Annotated in this window: 18 protein-coding genes; 15 read left to right on the forward strand and 3 right to left on the reverse strand. The window is 65.7% G+C overall.

Going from position 1 to position 18056, the window contains the following annotated elements:
- The first annotated feature begins 135 nt into the window (after positions 1-135).
- The 12 genes from hxlB to C566_RS0102305 all read left to right on the forward strand — a co-directional run bounded on the left by hxlB (position 136) and on the right by C566_RS0102305 (position 10821).
- Positions 136-738: a 6-phospho-3-hexuloisomerase gene (hxlB, locus tag C566_RS0102250; protein WP_018772701.1), complete on the forward strand. Its 603-nt coding sequence runs from the start codon at positions 136-138 to the stop codon at positions 736-738.
- Positions 739-797: 59 nt separating this feature from the next.
- On the forward strand, positions 798-1421 hold the full coding sequence (gene hxlA / locus C566_RS0102255; RefSeq protein WP_018772702.1) for a 3-hexulose-6-phosphate synthase: 624 nt from the start codon (positions 798-800) through the stop codon (positions 1419-1421).
- A 190-nt stretch (positions 1422-1611) separates the two neighbouring features.
- Positions 1612-1815, forward strand: coding sequence for a hypothetical protein (locus C566_RS0102260; RefSeq protein ID WP_043435465.1), 204 nt, complete (start codon positions 1612-1614; stop codon positions 1813-1815).
- A gap of 126 nt (positions 1816-1941) precedes the next feature.
- Positions 1942-2547, forward strand: a complete 606-nt coding sequence (locus C566_RS0102265) for a DUF1326 domain-containing protein (RefSeq protein WP_018772704.1) — start codon at positions 1942-1944, stop codon at positions 2545-2547.
- 105 nt (positions 2548-2652) lie between these two features.
- Entirely contained in the window at positions 2653-3315 is a 663-nt protein-coding gene (locus C566_RS0102270) for a DUF2182 domain-containing protein (protein ID WP_155846712.1), read from the forward strand.
- Between the two features lie 312 nt (positions 3316-3627).
- Positions 3628-4689, forward strand: a complete 1062-nt coding sequence (locus tag C566_RS0102275; protein ID WP_026266293.1) for a hypothetical protein — start codon at positions 3628-3630, stop codon at positions 4687-4689.
- A 124-nt stretch (positions 4690-4813) separates the two neighbouring features.
- Entirely contained in the window at positions 4814-6808 is a 1995-nt protein-coding gene (locus tag C566_RS0102280) for an aconitate hydratase (protein WP_018772707.1), read from the forward strand.
- Positions 6809-6814: 6 nt separating this feature from the next.
- Positions 6815-7900, forward strand: coding sequence for a DUF3616 domain-containing protein (locus C566_RS0102285; RefSeq protein ID WP_018772708.1), 1086 nt, complete (start codon positions 6815-6817; stop codon positions 7898-7900).
- Positions 7901-8107: 207 nt separating this feature from the next.
- On the forward strand, positions 8108-8416 hold the full coding sequence (locus C566_RS20560) for a hypothetical protein (RefSeq protein ID WP_018772709.1): 309 nt from the start codon (positions 8108-8110) through the stop codon (positions 8414-8416).
- A gap of 74 nt (positions 8417-8490) precedes the next feature.
- Positions 8491-9006: a hypothetical protein gene (locus C566_RS0102295; protein ID WP_018772710.1), complete on the forward strand. Its 516-nt coding sequence runs from the start codon at positions 8491-8493 to the stop codon at positions 9004-9006.
- Positions 9007-9135: 129 nt separating this feature from the next.
- Positions 9136-10407 (forward strand): MFS transporter, encoded by a 1272-nt coding sequence (locus C566_RS0102300; protein ID WP_018772711.1) that lies wholly within the window; start codon positions 9136-9138, stop codon positions 10405-10407.
- 96 nt (positions 10408-10503) lie between these two features.
- Positions 10504-10821, forward strand: coding sequence for a hypothetical protein (locus C566_RS0102305; RefSeq protein ID WP_018772712.1), 318 nt, complete (start codon positions 10504-10506; stop codon positions 10819-10821).
- Here the strand turns inward: C566_RS0102305 and C566_RS0102310 are convergent.
- Positions 10766-12526, reverse strand: a complete 1761-nt coding sequence (locus C566_RS0102310; protein WP_018772713.1) for an alkaline phosphatase D family protein — start codon at positions 12524-12526, stop codon at positions 10766-10768. The genes C566_RS0102305 and C566_RS0102310 overlap by 56 nt on opposite strands.
- A 71-nt stretch (positions 12527-12597) precedes the next feature.
- Positions 12598-13377 (reverse strand): potassium channel family protein, encoded by a 780-nt coding sequence (locus tag C566_RS20565; RefSeq protein ID WP_018772714.1) that lies wholly within the window; start codon positions 13375-13377, stop codon positions 12598-12600.
- Positions 13378-13575: 198 nt separating this feature from the next.
- Between C566_RS20565 and C566_RS0102320 the strand changes: the two genes are divergently transcribed.
- The 3 genes from C566_RS0102320 (at position 13576) to C566_RS0102330 (ending at position 17667) form a co-directional block, all read left to right on the forward strand.
- On the forward strand, positions 13576-14427 hold the full coding sequence (locus C566_RS0102320) for an MIP/aquaporin family protein (RefSeq protein ID WP_018772715.1): 852 nt from the start codon (positions 13576-13578) through the stop codon (positions 14425-14427).
- A 36-nt stretch (positions 14428-14463) separates the two neighbouring features.
- On the forward strand, positions 14464-16365 hold the full coding sequence (locus C566_RS0102325; protein ID WP_026266296.1) for a primary-amine oxidase: 1902 nt from the start codon (positions 14464-14466) through the stop codon (positions 16363-16365).
- A 90-nt stretch (positions 16366-16455) separates the two neighbouring features.
- On the forward strand, positions 16456-17667 hold the full coding sequence (locus C566_RS0102330; protein ID WP_018772717.1) for an alanine racemase: 1212 nt from the start codon (positions 16456-16458) through the stop codon (positions 17665-17667).
- 3 nt (positions 17668-17670) lie between these two features.
- Here C566_RS0102330 and C566_RS0102335 read toward each other — a convergent pair whose 3' ends face one another.
- On the reverse strand, positions 17671-17955 hold the full coding sequence (locus C566_RS0102335) for a hypothetical protein (protein ID WP_043465938.1): 285 nt from the start codon (positions 17953-17955) through the stop codon (positions 17671-17673).
- Positions 17956-18056 lie beyond the last annotated feature (101 nt).

Below are 18056 nucleotides of genomic sequence, written 5' to 3' on the forward strand. Positions count from 1 at the left end.
CTGCCCAGTTTACGACGTTTCGGGAATCCTACTATCCCATTGGGTAGTAAAGACCATTCGATCATGGCGTTGGGCCCACTCAACGGGTGGGCGAGGATGAATGTGTAATGACTTTCGTGAAGGAGGAACCCCACAATGAGCGTCATCGCAGAGACCGGCCCGGCCGCCCTGGCCGATACGTCCAGCTCTTTCAGGCGCAACCGCGTCCTTGTCCAGGACGAAATCACCGATGTGTTCCAACGCGTTGACCCGGCGCAGGTTGCGGCCCTGGTGACCGAGCTCAGGCTGGCCGACAGGATCTTCGTGACCGGCGCCGGACGCAGCGGCCTTGTCCTGAAAATGGCGGCCATGCGGCTCATGCACCTGGGGCTGACCGTGCACGTCGTCGGGGAGACGACGGCGCCGGCCATCAGCGCCGGCGACCTGTTGCTCGCAGCCTCCGGTTCCGGGACCACCGCCGGCGTCGTCAAGGCGGCGGAAACCGCGGCCGGCCTGGATGCGCGGGTCGCTGCCTACACCACCAACTCCGGCTCCCCGCTCGCGGCTGTTGCTGCCGCCGTCGTCCTCATCCCGGCTGCCCAAAAGGCGGACCACGGCTCGGCCGTGTCCCGGCAGTATTCGGGCAGTCTCTTCGAACAAGTGCTGTTCGCCACCACCGAAGCGGTGTTCCAAAGCCTCTGGGACGAGGACGCGGCGGCGGCTGAGGACCTCTGGCAGCGCCACGCGAACCTCGAATAGAGCAGCCGCACCGACCAAACCGTTCCCCATCCCTTACCCAACCCGAAAAGAGACCCCGCATGAAACTGCAAGTCGCCATGGATGTCCTGACCGTCGACGCCGCCCTCGAGCTGGCCGGCAAGGTTGCCGAATACGTGGACATCATCGAACTCGGCACGCCCCTGGTGAAGAACGCTGGCCTGTCAGCCGTGACCGCCGTCAAGACCGCCCACCCGGACAAAATCGTGTTCGCGGACATGAAGACCATGGACGCGGGCGAGCTGGAAGCCGGGATCGCCTTCCGCGCCGGCGCGGACCTGGTCTCCGTCCTCGGCAGCGCCGACGATTCCACGATCGCCGGGGCGGTCAAGGCGGCGAAGGCCCACAACAAGGGTGTGGTTGTTGACCTGATCGGCGTTGCGGACAAAGTGACCCGCGCCAAGGAAGCCCGTGCCTTGGGGGCCAAGTTCGTCGAGTTCCACGCCGGCCTTGATGAACAAGCGAAACCGGGCTACAACCTGGAAGTCCTGCTCAGCGCAGGGGAGAAGGCCCGCGTTCCGTTCTCCGTGGCCGGCGGAGTGAACATCTCCACCATCAACGCCGTGCAGCGCGCCGGAGCGGACGTCGCCGTCGTCGGCGGGTCCATCTACAGCGCTGACGATCCCGCGCTTGCCGCCAAGGAGTTGCGGGCAGCGATCATCTAGGCAGTAACGCCCGGCAGCAGTCGGGAACCTACGACGGCGCCCCGCACCACAGGTGCGGGGCGCCGTCGTCCCCCAACCGGCAAGCATTCGGTGCATTGTGGTCAGCGACTCCCGGATCCGTTCCCGGAGCGCCTCCCAGGAGTAGGGTTTGCCTTGGCAGACGAAGGGGTCGGCAGACGAAAGGGTCCAAATGAGCTACAAATATCGAACCGTCCGGGTTCGCGGCACTGACCTGGTTGGAACCATCGCGCGCAAACACGGGGGCGCGCCTGAGATCTACGAAACCTCGAAGGACCCGAGCACCTCAGTCGTTCCAGTGTTTTTCCAGGCGACGGGTGAGGTCAGATTCTTCGACAGGTCAATGCTGGAGGACGTCGTGACGCCGGCCAGTTAGCGGCGGCTTTACACCGCCGGGCAGACGTAAAAGTCGCCCCGGGCATGGGTGTCCGCATGGCGTTGACACTGTTCAGGGCCGCGAGGAGACTTTATTTTTGGGGGGCCTCTTCGAAAGGAGCCCTAAATGCCGTGGCATCTCGAAGGTACCTATTTTGAGAACTGCAACTGCGACATGATCTGCCCGTGTACGGCATCAGGGCAGACCGCACCGGCGGACAATGACCGCTGCAACGTGGCCCTGGCCTTCCACGTGGAAACCGGCGAAGTGAACGGTGTCGACGTCGGCGGTCTGACAGTCTGCGTCGTGGCCGATACCCCGGCCCTGATGAGTGACGGGGGCTGGAAAGTCGGTGTTCTGATGGACGCCGCCGCCTCAGCTGAGCAAGCCGAAGCGCTCGGTGCAGTCTTCGGTGGCCAGCTCGGCGGACCGATGGAGGGCCTCGCTCCCTTGATCGGTGAAATGGCGGGCATGGAGTCCCTGGACATGGCCTACGCCGACGACGGGCGTGTCCACCAGGTGCGTATAGGCAGTGCCGTCGACATGGTGGTCGAGGACTTCATGAATCCATTTGATTCCACAGGGCGAGGAGTGAAAATCAGCGGGGTCGGATTCCCGGCCGACACCCTGGCAGCCGGCACGTCCACCACCGCCCGCGTCGACGTGTTCGGGATGACCTGGGATAACACCGGGAAGAACTCATTCTCAGCCCCCTTCGCCTGGTCCGCCTAGGTGCCGGGCAGGAGCCGCCTGACAGCCGGCCACCATGCCGGCGAGTTGGCGTTGATCGGATGCGCGGCGCTGGCCTGGTATCTGACCTACTTAGGCCTTTCCGACATGTCCACAGGCCCGGGAACGATGGGACTGCGGCTCTGGGGTTTCCTGGCGGTGTGGACGCTGATGATGGCAGCCATGATGCTGCCGGCGCTGGCGCCCCTGACTTCGACGTACCTCAGGTCCATCCGTGCCGTACGCAGCAGCCGGGTCAGGGCCATCCGGACAACGGCCCTGGTAGGCGGCTACCTTCTGACATGGATCGGATTCGGCGTCCTTGCCTACGCGGCCGCGGCGCTGTCTGCGCTGCTGGCTGAGAACGCGGCGGATATCGCACCTTGGGTCGGGGCCGGGGTCCTTGTGGCGGCCGGAGCCTACCAGTTGACCCCGCTGAAGGATTTCTGCCTCAGGCACTGCCGGTCGCCCATAGCCTTTCTGTTGCACGTCTCCGGATACAAGGGCCGCCTGCGGGATATCCGCGTCGGCATGTACCACGGCGTGTACTGTGTCGGCTGCTGCTGGGGGCTCATGGTGGTGCTGATTGCCGTCGGCGTGATGAACCTGGCGTGGATGGCGGTGCTCACGGTGGTGATCTTCCTGGAGAAGACGTGGAAATACGGGCCCGCCTTCAGCCGGATCACTGGAGTCTCACTTATCGTTTTCGCGCTCTTCGTCCCGGCTCACCCGGAGCTGCTGCCCGGGCTTTACATGCCCGCGCCCATGTAAAGGAAGCTAACCGCCGTCGTCGAATGATCCTCCGGGGATCGACGTCGGCACGGGCCCCGCGCCCGTCAGCCTTCTAAGGCGTTGGCCCGTGGGCTGGGCCGCGCGAAAACGTCACCTCCCGCGATGCGGCATAACCCGTCGGCAAAAACCGCCGGCAAAACCAAAGAAGGCTGAGGGAATCCAGCACTGGCGGGCGGAGACCGGCAGGTCCAAGCTTTAACCATTCGACGCGGGGCCGGATGCGGTGGGCGTCCCGGCCTCCCGGGACAGCGTGGCCAAGGGGATGGCACGGCGAGTGCGAGGAGAGTGGCGATGGTTGACACGGCAGCACAGACTCTTCGGGCAGGGGCGCGGAACGATCTTGTGACGGAACTGCTGGGCATCTGGCTCCTCCTGGCCGTCTTCCTTGACGGCTGGGCCCACCTGCACGTTCCCGGGTTGGAAACCTTCTTCACCCCCTGGCACGCGGCACTTTATTCGGGCCTCGTGGCCACTGCCGCGTGGACGGCAAGCCTGATCTGGAGGAACCGTGAGCCCGGACGGCCATTGACCCGGTCGGTACCGGCCGGCTACCAGGGCACAGTCGTCGGATTGGTCCTGTTCGCCGTCGCAGGCGTTCTGGACCTGGCCTGGCACGAGATCCTGGGCATCGAAGTCTCCCTCGATGCGCTGGTGAGCCCCACACACTTGCTGCTGGGGTTCAGTCTTTTCCTTATCCTCGGCACCGCTATCCGTAGTGCACGGGCCGCCAGCGGCTCAGAGGCCTTCAAATGGACGCCGCCTGCACTGTTGTCTCTTGCCCTGATGACCGGCTTGGGAGCCTTCTTCCTCATCTACTGCTCGGCGTTCGTCCGGACCCCGCCGGCCGTCCCATATCTGCAGACGCCAATCGGCAGCCCCGGGCACACCCAGGCGGAGTTGCCCCCGGCCCTCGGACTGGCCAGCTATTTGGTGACCACAGCGCTGATTATCGCCCCCTTCCTCTACACCTTTTCCGGAGCCCGAAGGCCGCCTTTCGGTATCGCCACCATCCTGGTCGCCGTGGTGGCGTGGCTGCCGCTGGCCATGTCGGGGCTGCGGCCGCCAGCGGTCGCCGGTGCGGCCGGTGCCACGATAATCGCGGCAGTGGCGGATGCGCTGCTCGCCCGCCGGCCGGGGCCGGGGCTGAGGCGCAGGTTGCCGGCGGTCACCGCGGTGCTCGCGGCACTCATCTGGACGGGCCAACTGGCTGGCATCGCCCTGGCGTCATCGATTCAATGGCCCGTGTCGATGTGGCTGGGAGCCGTTGTGCTGAGTGCGGGATTGGCTGCGGCACTGGCCTTCCTCAGCTCGTGGAACACCAGGAGCGTCCCGGGGCCGGCAGCGCTGCGATGAGCGTTGAATCCCCACTGTTCGCGGCGCCCGGAGTGGGCTAATTTGGGGATAAAGGGGAGTGCCCGGCGGCCGGTTCGTTGCCGACGGAGGCGTCCGGCCTCGCCATCGAGTAAGGAAGCCCACCGTGGCCTACAACGTGGCCCAAAAGCTCATCGCATCCCATCTGGTGGCCGGGGAGATGATTCCCGGCCGTGAGATCGGCCTGCATATCGATCAGACCCTCACCCAGGACGCGACCGGGACAATGGTCATGCTTGAACTGGAGGCCATTGGGCTCGACCGGGCACAAACTGAAGTCTCCGTGCAGTACGTGGACCACAACCTGTTGCAGGCTGACAGCAGGAACGCGGAGGACCATGATTTTCTCCGCTCGGCCTGCCGCCGGTTTGGCCTGTGGTTCTCGAAGGCCGGAAACGGGGTCTCCCATCCGACGCACATGCAGCGGTTTGGTCGGCCGGGCAAAACCATGGTCGGCTCCGACAGCCATACCCCGGCCGCAGGGTCACTGGGGATGCTGGCAATCGGGGTCGGCGGCACCGAGGTAGCCCTGGCAATCGCAGGCGAGCCGCTCTACCTGAAGATGCCGGAGATCTGGGGCGTGCGGCTAACCGGCAAACTGCCACCGTGGACCAGCGCCAAGGACGTCATTCTCGAAATGCTTCGCCGGCACGGCGTGAAAGGCGGCAAGGACCGGATCATCGAGTACTACGGTCCCGGCCTCGCCACGCTGAGCGCGATGGACCGGCACGTGATTGCCAATATGGGCGCCGAACTCGGTGCGACGAGCACGGTCTTCCCGGCCGACGACCAGGTCCGGGCCTTCCTGCGCTCCGAACAGCGCGAGGGCGACTTCACCGAACTCCTCGCCGATTCCGATGCCACCTACGACGTGACCGAAGAGATCGACCTGGCCACGATCGAGCCGCTCATCGCCCTGCCCAGCTCGCCCGGCAACGTCGTTCCGGTGCGGGAAGCCGCAGGCAGGCCGGTGGCGCAGGTCGTGATTGGGTCCTCAGCGAACCCGGGCCTGCGCGATTTCGCCATCGTCGCCGCCATCACGAAGGGGCGGCAGTGCCACCCCGGACTCTCCTTCGACGTCAACCCGAGTTCCCGGCAAATCCTGCAGGACCTCACCAAGATGGGGGCCACGTTTGATCTGATCAGCGCCGGAGCCCGGCTGCATCAGACCGGATGCATGGGCTGCATCGGGATGGGACAGGCCCCGGCGAACGGAAGCAACAGCCTGCGCACCATGCCCCGCAACTTTCCCGGCCGTTCGGGCACGAAGGAGGACTCGGTCTACCTGTGCTCACCGGAAACGGCCGCGGCTGCCGCACTCACCGGGACTATCACCGACCCTCGGGACCTAACGGAGCTCTTCGACCTTGAGTACCCCGAGATCAAACTTCCCGAGGTGTCGAGCGTGAACGTGGCCATGTTGGAGGAACCGTTGGCGCCGGAGGAAGCCGCCAACGTGGCGCTGGTCAAGGGCGAAAACATCTCCTCGCTTCCGGTCTTTGGTCCCCTCGCCGACCGCATCGAGGCACCAGTGGCCCTGGTGGTGGGCAATGACGTGTCGACGGACGAGATTCTGCCCGCCGGTGCCCGCGTCCTGCCCTACCGCAGCAACATCCCCAAACTCGCCGAATTCACCTTCGACCAGCTCGACCCCACCTACGCCGCCCGCGCCGCACGAACCCGCGACTCGACAGGGCACATCCTGGTCGGCGGCACGAACTACGGCCAGGGATCCTCCCGCGAACACGCAGCTATCACCCCGCGCTTCCTCGGGCTGCGCGCGGTGGTGGCCGTCTCGTTCGCGCGGATCCACTGGCAGAACCTGGCCAATTTCGGCGTCCTCGCCCTCGAGTTCACAAATGCGGCCGATCACGACCGCATTGAACAGGACGATGTGCTCGCGCTGACAGGGATACACGACGCCCTCGTCACAGGCAAGGAGATCCTCGTGCAGAACCAGACCCGCGGCGAGGTCTACCCTGTGCGGCACAGTCTCTCCAGCCGCCAGGTGGACATGCTCCTGGCGGGTGGCCTCATCCCTTGGCTGCGGGAACGGAAAGCGCGGGAAAAGCTGCCGATCACCGCTGATGGGGATGGGTGATCCGCGGTGAGCGGATGGCCGCGGCCGGACGAGCCCTCCGGCGAAATCAGCCTCGTACTCGACCAGCGCAGCACCCTGGATCCGAAGGATGACCTCCGCGACGGGTTGTCCGCGGTCGCCCGGCAGGGTTCCCACCTGTGGGTCGCCAATGACGAGACGACCAGCCTCGAGCGGCTCACCCTGGAGGCCGGCGGCCAGGCCCGCACCCACCGCAGCTTCGATCTCACCCACATCCTTGAGCTGCCCGGGGACAGCGGTGAGATGGACATCGAGGGCCTCGATGTCCAGAACGACACGCTGTGGCTGGTCGGATCGCACAGCTCAGCCCGCAGACAGGTCAAGAACAACGCCACGCCCGCAGAGGCGCAGAGATCCCTGGCGACAGTGGAGGTCAGCCAGCGCCGCCGGGTGTTGGCGCGCCTTTCGACTAAGACCCTCCTCGATCCGGACGCCAGCCCGACGGGTCAGCAGCAGCGCCCCGCCGTGCTGGGCCTCGGCCGGGGCACGGACCTGGTCGATCTCCTGGCCGATGACCCACACCTTGGCGGCTTCATCCACTCCTCGAAGACCGGCCGCCCGATTCCGGGCAAGGACAACGGCATTGACTGCGAGGGCCTCGCCGTAGCGGGCGACCGGGTCTTCATCGGTCTGCGCGGGCCGGTGCTGCGTGGGTGGGCGATGATCATCGAGCTCCAGGTTGGTGACGGGGCCGGCCTGGAACCGCAGCCGATCGGTCCCGGGAACCGTCGCTACCGCAAGCACTTCCTTCGCCTGCACGGTTTGGGCGTGCGGGATCTGTGCCGTCACGGCGAGGACCTGCTCGTCCTGGCCGGACCCACCATGGAACTCGACGGGCGCGCGGCCGTGTTTCGCTGGCGGGGCGCGCTCACGTCCCATGCCGAGGCCGTCCTTGCGAAAGACGACCTGCATTGCGAATTCGACGCGCCGTTCGGTGAGGACGAGGACCATGCCGAGGGGATCACCGTTCTCGACGACGACAGGTCGGCCTTGGTGCTGTACGGGACGCCGGCGGGCAAGCGCAAAACCGGACGCCACGCGATCAAAGCGGACGTCTTCCGCCTCAGAAACTAGGGCACCAGCGCCGCGACGGCCCCGCGGCGTTGTGGACGTTCCCATTGCGTAGTCGGCCGCGATTACCCGATAGGACTGCGAGAGACGCGACACCAGATGGGGCCCGAGGTCCGGATCCGCGCCCCACTCCTGCTCTGGCGCACACGGGCGCAGGGGGCGAGAATGGGGTCGTGCTCACCCTGATCGAACCCCACGGGAAGGACTTTCATGACGCTGTATCAGCCTGAACCGGTCGAAATCTCAACGAGGATGCGGCCGGGGGAGTGGACCGAGGAAAGCCTGGCGATGCTCGTCGCGTCATATCGCGAGCAGCTGTCGCGCATGGGGGCGGCCGCCTCCGAGATCGACATCGTGATCGATCGCGACGACGGAGGCGGGGTCAGCGTGGTGGCGTCCTGGCTCAAGCCTGACGTGGCGCAGGAACTAACAGAGGTGACGGACGACGCCGGGCTCGTGGCGATGGATCCCGACGCCGGGTCAGTGCGGCCGGCGCACGACGATTCCGCGCCCCGATAGAACTTCTGGGCCCGCCATGCCCTCCGGTAGGGTGATGTTTCCCGAAGCAACCCTTCGATCAGAGTGGAGCATTCATGGCACCGCAGATTTCCGGAAAAATCGATAAGAAATTGTTCGGGCTCTACCTCTCGGACCACCTCGCGGGAGCCACAGCGGGGCAGGGCCGCATAGAGCGCATGGCGCGCGACTTCACGGACACTCCCTTCCACGCCGAACTTGCAGCGCTTGCCACCCAGATCAGGGAGGAGCGGGAGTACCTGCGCGGACTAGTAGGCGATTTTGGCCTGCCACGGCGAACTCCGCGGCGGGTGGCGGCGTGGGTCGCGGAGCGTGCCGGCCGACTCAAGCTCAACGGGCGGGTGGTGAGCCGCTCACCGATGACGCTGGTGCTGGAGTCCGAGGTCATGCGGTCGGCGGTGATGGGAAAACTGGGGCTGTGGCAGACGCTGCAGGACCTCTCTGGCGATCTGGGGCTGGACGGTGCCAGGTTCGACGGACTGGCCACCACGGCACGCGAGCAGATCGCCACCCTGGACCGGGTCCATGAATACGCCCGCCGGCGGTCGTTCTACACCAACCAGGGCACCTGAGCCGGCCGGGCACCTTCGGCTCGATCGTTTCGCGTCATGCCCGGCGCCTGATGTGCACTGGCGCGCGGCGGCAGCGGAGACGAGAATGGCCTCGTGCTCCCTCCTCGCCCCGGCGGGGACGGCGATACGATGAACGCCGCCGCCCGAAAGATTCAGCGCATCTATCTCACGTTGACGCTGGGCAATACCCTTGCGGCCTCGTTCATCTGGGGGATCAACACCCTCTTCCTGCTCGACGCCGGACTCAGCAACTTCGAGGCGTTTGCCGCGAATGCCTTCTTCACGGCCGGCATGGTGTTGTTCGAGGTGCCCACCGGGGTAGTTGCCGACGGTTGGGGCCGGCGCGTCTCGTTCCTGCTCGGAACCGTGACCCTCGCCGTCTCGACCTACTTCTACTACCTGCTCTGGCAGTTCTCCGCCCCGTTCTGGTGGTGGGCGGTAGTGTCGGTCCTGCTCGGCCTCGGCTTCACCTTTTTCTCCGGAGCGGTGGAGGCCTGGCTCGTCGATGCACTGCGCTTCTCGGGGTTTGAGGGCGGGATGGAAGCAGTGCTTGGACGCGGCCAGATGGTCTCCGGGGTCGCGATGCTCGCCGGCTCCGTGGCCGGCGGCGTGATCGCACAGGCCACCAATCTGGGCGTGCCGTTCCTGATGCGCGTGGGCGTGCTGCTGGCCATGTTTGCGGTGGCCTTTGGGCTCATGCGCGACGTCGGGTTCACCCCCGAACGTTCGACCCATCCCCTCCAGGCGACCCGGGCTGTACTTGCCGCCTCGATTGAGAATGGATTGAAGAATCCGCCCGTACGTTACGTGATGCTGGCCGCGCCGTTCACCTTCGGCGTCGGGATCTATGTGTTTTACGCCCTGCAGCCGTACCTGCTTGAGCTCTATGGGGACCCCCACGCGTATTCCGTCGCGGGCCTGGCGGCGGCCATCGTGGCCGCGGCGCAGGTGCTCGGCGGCTGGATGGCTCCCCGCGTCCGGCGCCTTGTCCGCCGGCGCACCACCGTGTTGATCCTGAGCAGCGTCGTGGACATGGTGATCCTGGTGGTGCTCGGGTTCACCCACGTGTTCTGGGTGGCTCTGGTGCTGTTGGCACTCTGGGCAGTGGTGTCGTCGGCGGGCATCCCGGTGCGGCAGGCGTACCTGAACGACATGATCGCCTCGAAGCAGCGCGCCACAGTGCTCAGCTTCGATTCACTCATGGGCTCAAGCGGTGGCGTGGTGGTCCAGCCGCTTCTCGGCCGGGCGGCAGATGTGTACGGCTACGGGGCGTCGCTGGCGATAGGCGGCGTGATCGAGTTGATCGCGGTGCCGTTCCTGATGGCGAGCCGCCGGCAACGCCACCAGGCCGATCAGTCCAACGCCCCGACCAGCACCAACACCGGAACCCAGCCGGCATAAGACGCCAGCCGGAATAACACTTCGGCCTCGCTCCTTACTTGGCGGGGCCTTCCGGGCCTACAGTGGGCGTGTAGAACCGTCGACAGGAGCGCCTCAGTGATTACCCTGCAGATCGAACACCAGGTCCGGGATTTTGACATGTGGCGGAGGGCTTTTGACAGCGATCCGCTGGGCCGCGCCGCGTCGGGCGTGCGGTCATTCCGGATCTCGCGCCCGCTTGACCAGCAGGATTACGTGATGCTGGAGATGGACTTCGATACGCAGGCGGCGGCGGTGGACTTCCTGGGCCGGCTGCAGAACGATACGTGGAAAACGGGTGTGACGGCGCCGGCGCTGGTCGGTGAGCCATCCACCAGAATCATCGAAACCGTCGCCATCGAGAACGTGGCAGCCCCTGAGCGCGATCTTCGGTAGAACGTCCGGAGCCTGCGTTTCCCTGCTGTCCCTGGACGGGGTCCTGCGCACTCCGCGGAGACACCGTGAGGGTAGCGACGCGTTCCAGCCTCGGATGCAGGTGGTCGCCGTCGTCCACCACCCCGGTCTGCCACCACAATTTCAGCCCTTCCGGTACCACCTCCAGGTAGGCCACGTTGTTTTGGAACCAGGGCCCCCGGATGCCGGACCAGTGGAACGGCGGGTCCGGCACCTTGGCCGATCGCGCGACCAAAGCGCCCACCGGCGTGGCCAGGCCGTAGGACATGATGGCCGCGAAGGACCTCATCAGCCGGGGCAACGGGTTGCGGATGGGGGAGCAGACGGCCTGCAGGATCCGGCTGCCCGAGGCACGGTCCACCTCCGCAACGTAGGAGTAGTGGACGTCCCCGGAGAGGAAGGTGATTGTTTCCGGCGCCGGGCCGCGATTGCCGTCGGCGACCTCGATGGCCATGGCCGCCAGTTCCCGGAAGCTGTTTTGGAACGCGCCCCAGTGTTCAAGGTCCAGCGCCTGGCGCAGCTTCTCGCCGGCCCAGGCGGCACGGTTTCCCCACGCACCTTCAGAGACCGCCTCATTCCACGACTCGACGTAGTGCAAGCCCATCGGCAACAGGAAGGGCAGGGACGTCGCCACGAGCAGGTGGCGGAAGCCGCCTTGCATCCGGTCATCCAGCCAGGCCATTTCCGCCGCATCAACCAGCGCCCGGTCGTCCGGCGTCAGGTCCCGGGCTGCGCGGGAGTCAACCACGATCAGCCGGGAGTCGCCGAAGTCGCGGCAGTAGCTCCACCGATAGGATTTCGGGTCCCGATCAGCCCGCTCCGCGAAACTGTCCAGCTCGGCGCCCACATCGACCTCATCCTCGCCTGTGTGCCCGGTGATCCGCTGCCAAACGGCATCCTCCGCCCGTTCCTGCGGTGACTGGTTCCCCAGATGCTGGTAGACCCAGTACGAGGCCAGCCCCGCGACGATCCGCCCATGCCACCAAGAGGTCGCCTCCATCTTCTTCTTCCAGCTCAGCGAGGTATTCCAGTCGTCGCGGATGTCGTGGTCATCGAAGATCATGGCGCTGGGCAGGGTGGACAACAACCACCGGTTCGCGGGGTCTGACCAGGCCAGGAAGTACAGGTGGGCGTACTCCTCGTAGTCCTTGAGCTCTTCGCCGGGGGGTGCCTTGATGTCGCGCCGGGTGCGGATGAACTCCTGCATCTGCTCGCTGGTCAAGTCGGCGTACACCTGGTCCCCAAGGAAGGCCAACAGATCCGGCCACGGCAGGTCTGTGCCGGAGGCCATCTTCAGTGCGTAGGCGCGCAGTGAGTCGACGCCGTGGGTCCGGTTGCCGGATGCATCGTGCGGGACGCTGGTCCTGCACGAGCCGTACGCCATCCGCAGCGGCTTGCCGGTGGCCAGGGTAGCGATCATGGACGGCGGAAACCCCGACGAGGGGTCGGGCCAGACCTGCGTTCCGTTGACATCGAGGGCGTACGGCGTAACCGTGCCCGGCTCCAGTCCGTCCAATTCCACCAGCGCGTAGTGGTGGCCGTGAACTGCAAACGTGCGGGCCTCCCAGTCCCGGCCTCCGGCGCGGATGGAAACCCGGGCAGCGGCTTGGGTCTCCACCCAGACACTCGCCGACGTCTCATCCACGTACCGCATCATGGGGCCGAGCACCAAGGCAGAGGTGGTCATGAACTAGTTGTACCCGCTCCGGCCGGTTGCGGCCATGGCGTCAGGAAAGTCCAAGCGGAGAGTTAGCAGCGTCATTGCCCCCGGCGTGGTTCCTTGGGTGCCCCTCCAGCATCCGGGCCGCTGCCGGATTCGCCCGGTCCCTGGGCCAGCTGGTCATGGAGCCGGTTGATCTGGGCCACGAGGCGGGCGCGTTCCTCGCTGCCAATGCCGTCGCCCGTTCTCTTACGCAGTCTGGTTGCTGCGCTCACACTTTCAACGAGCCAGGAGGACACCACCGCGGTGACCATGCTCAGGACTGCAAACCCGCCGACCATCAGGGTGGCCGCAGCCCACCGGCCAGGAACGGTGACGGGGTAATAATCGCCATAACCAATCGTTGTGATGGTGACAATCGCCCACCACAACGAGTCACCCATCGAGGTGATGTTCGCGTTCGGCGCGCCCTTTTCGAAATTGAAGACGCTCAAGGCGACTGTGTAGAGCAGGAGGATCGCGGAGACAATGACGTAGGCCAGGACGCGGGTCCTGATGGCGGTGCCCGGGGCCCGTTCCATGACGCGGCGCAAGGTGAACGGACGCAGGAGCCGCAATGGCCGCGCTACCGGAAGCACCACCATCAGCAGGTCCAACGGATGGCGGACGAACCACCGGCCCCGTTGGGGCGCCAGGAGCAACTTCACAATATAGTCGACGCCGAAGGCGACCCACGTTGACCCCACGACGATTCCGAGGAGGTCGGCGTAGGGCTGCGGCGGTTCGACAATGACCAGGACGGAGTAGGCCGCCAGAAAGATAAAAGCCGCACCGACGAGGGGCCACTCGGAATACTTCTGCCAGGTTTCTTGCCTCATGGCTGAATGCTAGGACTTTGACCCGCGGATGTCCTTACGAAATTGCCATACTGTCCCTAAGCCAGCCACCAATGGGCAGCGAGCCACCCGCGCAGCGCTGACAACCGTCGCCGGTAGCGGTACATTGGCCTTCTGAGGTGGCAGACCGAGGCTGGGTACGGCAGACCACATGGCCAGTACCTGCGGAGGCGGAGAGCCATGGCGGCAAATCAAGACAAAGAGGGCGCTGGCCAGGACCACGCGCATCACCGCGCCATCCCCAACGTGCTCGGAACAGTGGAGCAAAGCGTCCTGCAGCGGATTGAGGACTTCAATGATCCGCGCCAGGAATGGCGACGCCTGTTCTCAGAGTTGTACGGCACGTTCCTGCTCGTGATCGTCGCAGCCGGCGGCGGCATGATGGGCCAGGCGTTCCCCGGTGTCATCAGCCGCACGGCGGCCGTGGTGGCCCCGGGCCTGATGGTGATGGGCATCATTTTGTTCATGGGCAAGATCTCCGGCGCGCATCTGAACCCTGCGGTTAGCATTGCGTTCGCGCTCCGCGGTGACTTCCCGTGGCGCCGGGTGCCGGGCTACATCGTTGTTCAGCTCATCGGAGCGACGCTCGCCTGTCTGCTGCTGCAGGGCGTGATCGGGGTCTCCGCCACCTACGGTTCAAACTATCCGGCGGCGGGTTACACGGCCGGCGCCGCGTTCCTGATGGAGGCACTGCTGACGATGGTGCTGGTCAGCGTCATCCTGGGAACCGCCTCCGGGGCCCAGAACGTCGGGCTGTTTGGGGCGTTCGGGGTCGGCGCGTACATTGCCCTGGCAGGCCTGTGGGGCAGCCCCATCTCCGGCACATCGATGAATCCGGCACGAACGTTCGGGCCGGATCTCGCCGGCGGAAATTTCAGCGACTACTGGGTGTATGTCGCCGGGCCGCTGGTCGGCGCGGCGGCCGCCGTCGGTATCGCGTTCATCCTGCGCGGAGCGGGCGGCGGGAGGTCGGGCTCGGGAGCGGCGCAGGGTGCCCTCTTCACCGAGGCCGCCGAGGAAGAGAAGCCGTAGCGGGCCGTGAACGTGATCTCGGAGAAGGAGAGCGCCGTGAGAAGGTCCGCCCCGTTTCATCCACTGGATCCGCTGAGCGAGGACGAGTTCCGTGCAGCTGCGGCCCTGCTCGCCAGCGCACAGGGCGTCGCGTTTCCAGCGTGGCGGCTTGCGGCCATCGAGCTGATCGAACCGGAAAAGGCTGCCGTCGTCGCCTTCGAGGCCGATGCGGACGCGCCGACTCCGGAACGGATCGTCGGCGTGAACTGCTTCGAGCGGTCCTCAAACAAGACCTACCAGGCGCGGCTGTCGCTGACCCGCGGGGTTGTCGTCTCTTTCACCCATATCCCTGGCGTTCAGGCGAACATGACCGTCGACGAGTGGGAAGAAGCTGACGCAGCGCTGCGCAGCCACCCGCAGGTGATCGCTGCGCTTGCCAAGCGCGGCATCACTGATCTGTCCCTGGTCTTCATGGACGTGTGGACCTATGGCCTGTCACTGATCCCGGAGAGGTACCAGGGGCGCCGGATCGGCTGGTCCGATACGTGGGTCCGTGCCCGTGCGGGCGCCAACCCCTATGCGGGGCCGGTCAACGGGTTCCACTGTGTCATTGACCTGGCTTCTATGGAGCTGCTGGACATCGAGGACACTTTTGCGGTCGACCGTCCCGAAATCATGGGCGAATACGTCCCGGCGCTGATCCCGGACCGGCTCCGCGGCGCAAGCACCCGTGAACCGCTGAAGCCGCTGGACATCGTCCAGTCCGAGGGCGTTTCCTTTCAGATGGACGGCAACAGGATCAGCTGGCAGAACTGGTCCATGCGCATCGGGTTCAACTACCGCGAAGGCCTGACCATCCACCGGGTCAGCTATCGCGACGGCGGCCGCGAACGGCCAATCGCGAACCGCCTGTCCTTCGCCGAGATGGCCGTTCCCTACCGGGATCCCGGTGATGACCACTACAGGCGCACCGCGTTCGACGTCGGCGAATGGGGTCTGGGATTCATGACGACGTCGCTGGAACTGGGCTGCGACTGCCTCGGGGAAATCCGGTATTTGGATGCCGTCATGCACAATTCTGCGGGGGAGCCCTACACCATCAGGAACGCCATCTGCGTCCACGAGGAGGACGCAGCGGTGTTGTGGAAGCACATCGACCACGACGGCGGCATGGAAGTACGCCGTATGCGTCGACTGGTGATTTCCTTCCATGTCACCGTGGCCAACTACGAATACCTGGTCTACTGGCGCTTCTACCAGGACGGGAACATTGAGTGCGAGGTAAGGGCCACGGGAATCATGGTGGTTAGCCATTTCGGCGAGGGCCAGCAGCATCCGAGCGGAACGCTGGTGGACAACCGGACCTACGCACCATTCCACCAGCACTTCCTCGTGGCCCGGCTCGACCTGGACATCGACGGCACGGCAAACACGGTTTACCGTTCGGAAACCGCGATGGTCCCGATGGGTCCGGACAATCCGTACGGGCTCGCCCTGCATCAAAACAAGACCCCCATCACGACCGAGGGGCACGACGACTATTCCTGGGAGACCCAGCGGGCCTGGACGGTGACGAACGACAACTCGGTCAACGGACTCGGGACCCCGGTGTCGTACAAGCTGGTGCCCGGCGCAGCTTTCCCGCCATTCTTTGACCCGGCATCCCCGGTCTTCCAGCGCGCGGAGGTCATTGGGCACACAGTATGGGTGACACCCAATGATGCCAAGGAACGCTGGCCGGCGGGCGAGTTCGTGAACCAGGGCGCCGGCGGGCTGGGCATGCCCGAGTGGGTGCGGCAGGGGCGGGCCGTGGAAAACACCGACCTCGTCCTTTGGTACGTCTTCGGCATTCACCACATCCCGCGGCCGGAGGAGTGGCCGGTCATGCCGGTGGACACTGTCGCGTTCTGGCTCAAGCCGGCCGGCTTCTTCGACCGGAACCCGGCGCTGGACGTATAGGCGGCCCCGGCCAGTTCCGCCAGAGGCACGTCACTCCAGTAGATTTGGCGGAGTCGAGGCAGCATTTGGACCGAAGAACAGGGGATACGTGTGAGCAGGCTGAGCGGAAGATCGGACGGAACCGTTGCAGATACGCCGGCAACGTCCCTCACGGCGCCGGCGTATCCGCAACTGCGGCTCAACAGCGCTGCGCTCGAGAACAACATCGGCATAATGGCGGCGTGGTGCCTGGAGCGGGGCGTCGAGCTCGCTCCTCATGTCAAGACGACGATGTCGGCACCGATCATCGAGCGGCAGCTGGCTGCCGGCGCGGTCGGCGTCACCGTCGCCACCGTGGATCAAGTCGCCTCGGCACTGCGCTGGGGTCATCAGCACGTCCTCGTCGCCAACGAGATTGTCGACCGGTTCGGACTGACTCGTGTCCGTGCCTGGCTTCAAGAGGATCCTGCCCGGGAAATCCGCTGCTTCGTCGATTCGGAAGCGGGCGTGAAGGTGGCGGCCGAGGCCTTCGAAGGCGCGGCGGCCGACCTGGAGGTGCTGATCGACGTCGGAACCCCCGGCGGGCGCACCGGCATCCGCAGCCTGCCCGAGGGGCTGCGCCTGGCCGGGCTGGTCCGTGCCACGCCGGGACTGAGGCTGGTGGGTGTTGCCGGGTACGAAGGTGTCGCGCCGAACAGCCGCTCTGAGGATACAATCGCAGCGGTTGACCGGCACTGCCGGCTGGTGCGGGACGTCTATCTGGAAGCGGCGGAGTTCTTTGAGACCGCCACTCCCATCTACTCCATGGGTGGGTCTGCGTTCCCGGACCGCGTGGTGGAGTTCCTTCCCGGCCGCGGCCAGGTGCCCGGGACGCGGACGCTCCTCCGCTCAGGGTGCTACGTCACCCACGACCACGGCACCTATGCCGCCGTCAGCCCCGTTCCGGGACTCATTCCTGCGCTGTCCGTTCGCGCGATGGTCCTGTCCACCCCCGAAGACGGGATGGCCGTCGTCGGTGCCGGCAAACGGGACCTTCCCTACGACGCCGGACTGCCCAACGTCCTCTCGGTCCGGACCGCGGAGGGAGCCCTCAAGCCCGGCGCAACCGCAGCAGTGCGCAATCTCTTCGACCATCACGCGGTGCTCACCGGGGTGACCGGTTTGGATGTCACCGACACGGTGGACTTCGGGATATCCCATCCCTGTTCCGCGTTTGACCGCTGGCCCGACTACGTCCTCACGGACGCGGAGGGACAGGACACGGACGTGTGGCAGACCGACTTCCGCCGGTCCTCCCTGGCCCCTGGCTTCGGCACGTCCTGACGATCAGTCCTTGAGCTGCCTGGTCAGCACTTCGAATTCCTCCACGCCCAGGATTTGCATGTGCTGCTCGGCGCTGGTCTCGGTGCGGATCTTGGCTGCGGCCTCCTGGCTGCCGACGAGGGCCTGCTCATCCTCCCACAGCGTGATCGACAGTGACTTCTTGTCCTTCCCCAGCAGGTAATAGATGCCCAGGCATCCCGGAAGCTGGAGCACCCGGTTGACGGTGTCCTCTAATGGTGCCCCCGAGCTGTCCGGGCCGGGCTGGTAGGTGCTGACGCGAGCGAACATTTCCATCCTCCTGGATCCGAGAGAGCCGGAGCGCGTGCCGCTCAGGCCCTTGAACGGGGGACCGGCCCTCCACTGTGGGCGGCCCTGGCGGGCGGTGGCCC

It is taken from the genome of Arthrobacter sp. 131MFCol6.1 (assembly GCF_000374925.1).
Taxonomy (GTDB): Bacteria; Actinomycetota; Actinomycetes; order Actinomycetales; family Micrococcaceae; genus Arthrobacter.

What these genes read in the sequence shown, in the direction of transcription:
- hxlB (WP_018772701.1), top strand. Translation starts at nt 136, where the DNA reads ATGAGCGTCATCGCAGAGACCGGCCCGGCCGCCCTGGCCGATACGTCC.
- hxlA (WP_018772702.1), top strand. Translation starts at nt 798, where the DNA reads ATGAAACTGCAAGTCGCCATGGATGTCCTGACCGTCGACGCCGCCCTC.
- C566_RS0102260 (WP_043435465.1), top strand. Translation starts at nt 1,612, where the DNA reads ATGAGCTACAAATATCGAACCGTCCGGGTTCGCGGCACTGACCTGGTT.
- C566_RS0102265 (WP_018772704.1), top strand. Translation starts at nt 1,942, where the DNA reads ATGCCGTGGCATCTCGAAGGTACCTATTTTGAGAACTGCAACTGCGAC.
- C566_RS0102270 (WP_155846712.1), top strand. Translation starts at nt 2,653, where the DNA reads ATGTCCACAGGCCCGGGAACGATGGGACTGCGGCTCTGGGGTTTCCTG.
- C566_RS0102275 (WP_026266293.1), top strand. Translation starts at nt 3,628, where the DNA reads ATGGTTGACACGGCAGCACAGACTCTTCGGGCAGGGGCGCGGAACGAT.
- C566_RS20560 (WP_018772709.1), top strand. Translation starts at nt 8,108, where the DNA reads ATGACGCTGTATCAGCCTGAACCGGTCGAAATCTCAACGAGGATGCGG.
- C566_RS0102295 (WP_018772710.1), top strand. Translation starts at nt 8,491, where the DNA reads ATGGCACCGCAGATTTCCGGAAAAATCGATAAGAAATTGTTCGGGCTC.
- C566_RS0102300 (WP_018772711.1), top strand. Translation starts at nt 9,136, where the DNA reads ATGAACGCCGCCGCCCGAAAGATTCAGCGCATCTATCTCACGTTGACG.
- C566_RS0102310 (WP_018772713.1), bottom strand. Translation starts at nt 12,526, where the DNA reads ATGACCACCTCTGCCTTGGTGCTCGGCCCCATGATGCGGTACGTGGAT.
- C566_RS20565 (WP_018772714.1), bottom strand. Translation starts at nt 13,377, where the DNA reads ATGAGGCAAGAAACCTGGCAGAAGTATTCCGAGTGGCCCCTCGTCGGT.
- C566_RS0102320 (WP_018772715.1), top strand. Translation starts at nt 13,576, where the DNA reads ATGGCGGCAAATCAAGACAAAGAGGGCGCTGGCCAGGACCACGCGCAT.
- C566_RS0102335 (WP_043465938.1), bottom strand. Translation starts at nt 17,955, where the DNA reads ATGTTCGCTCGCGTCAGCACCTACCAGCCCGGCCCGGACAGCTCGGGG.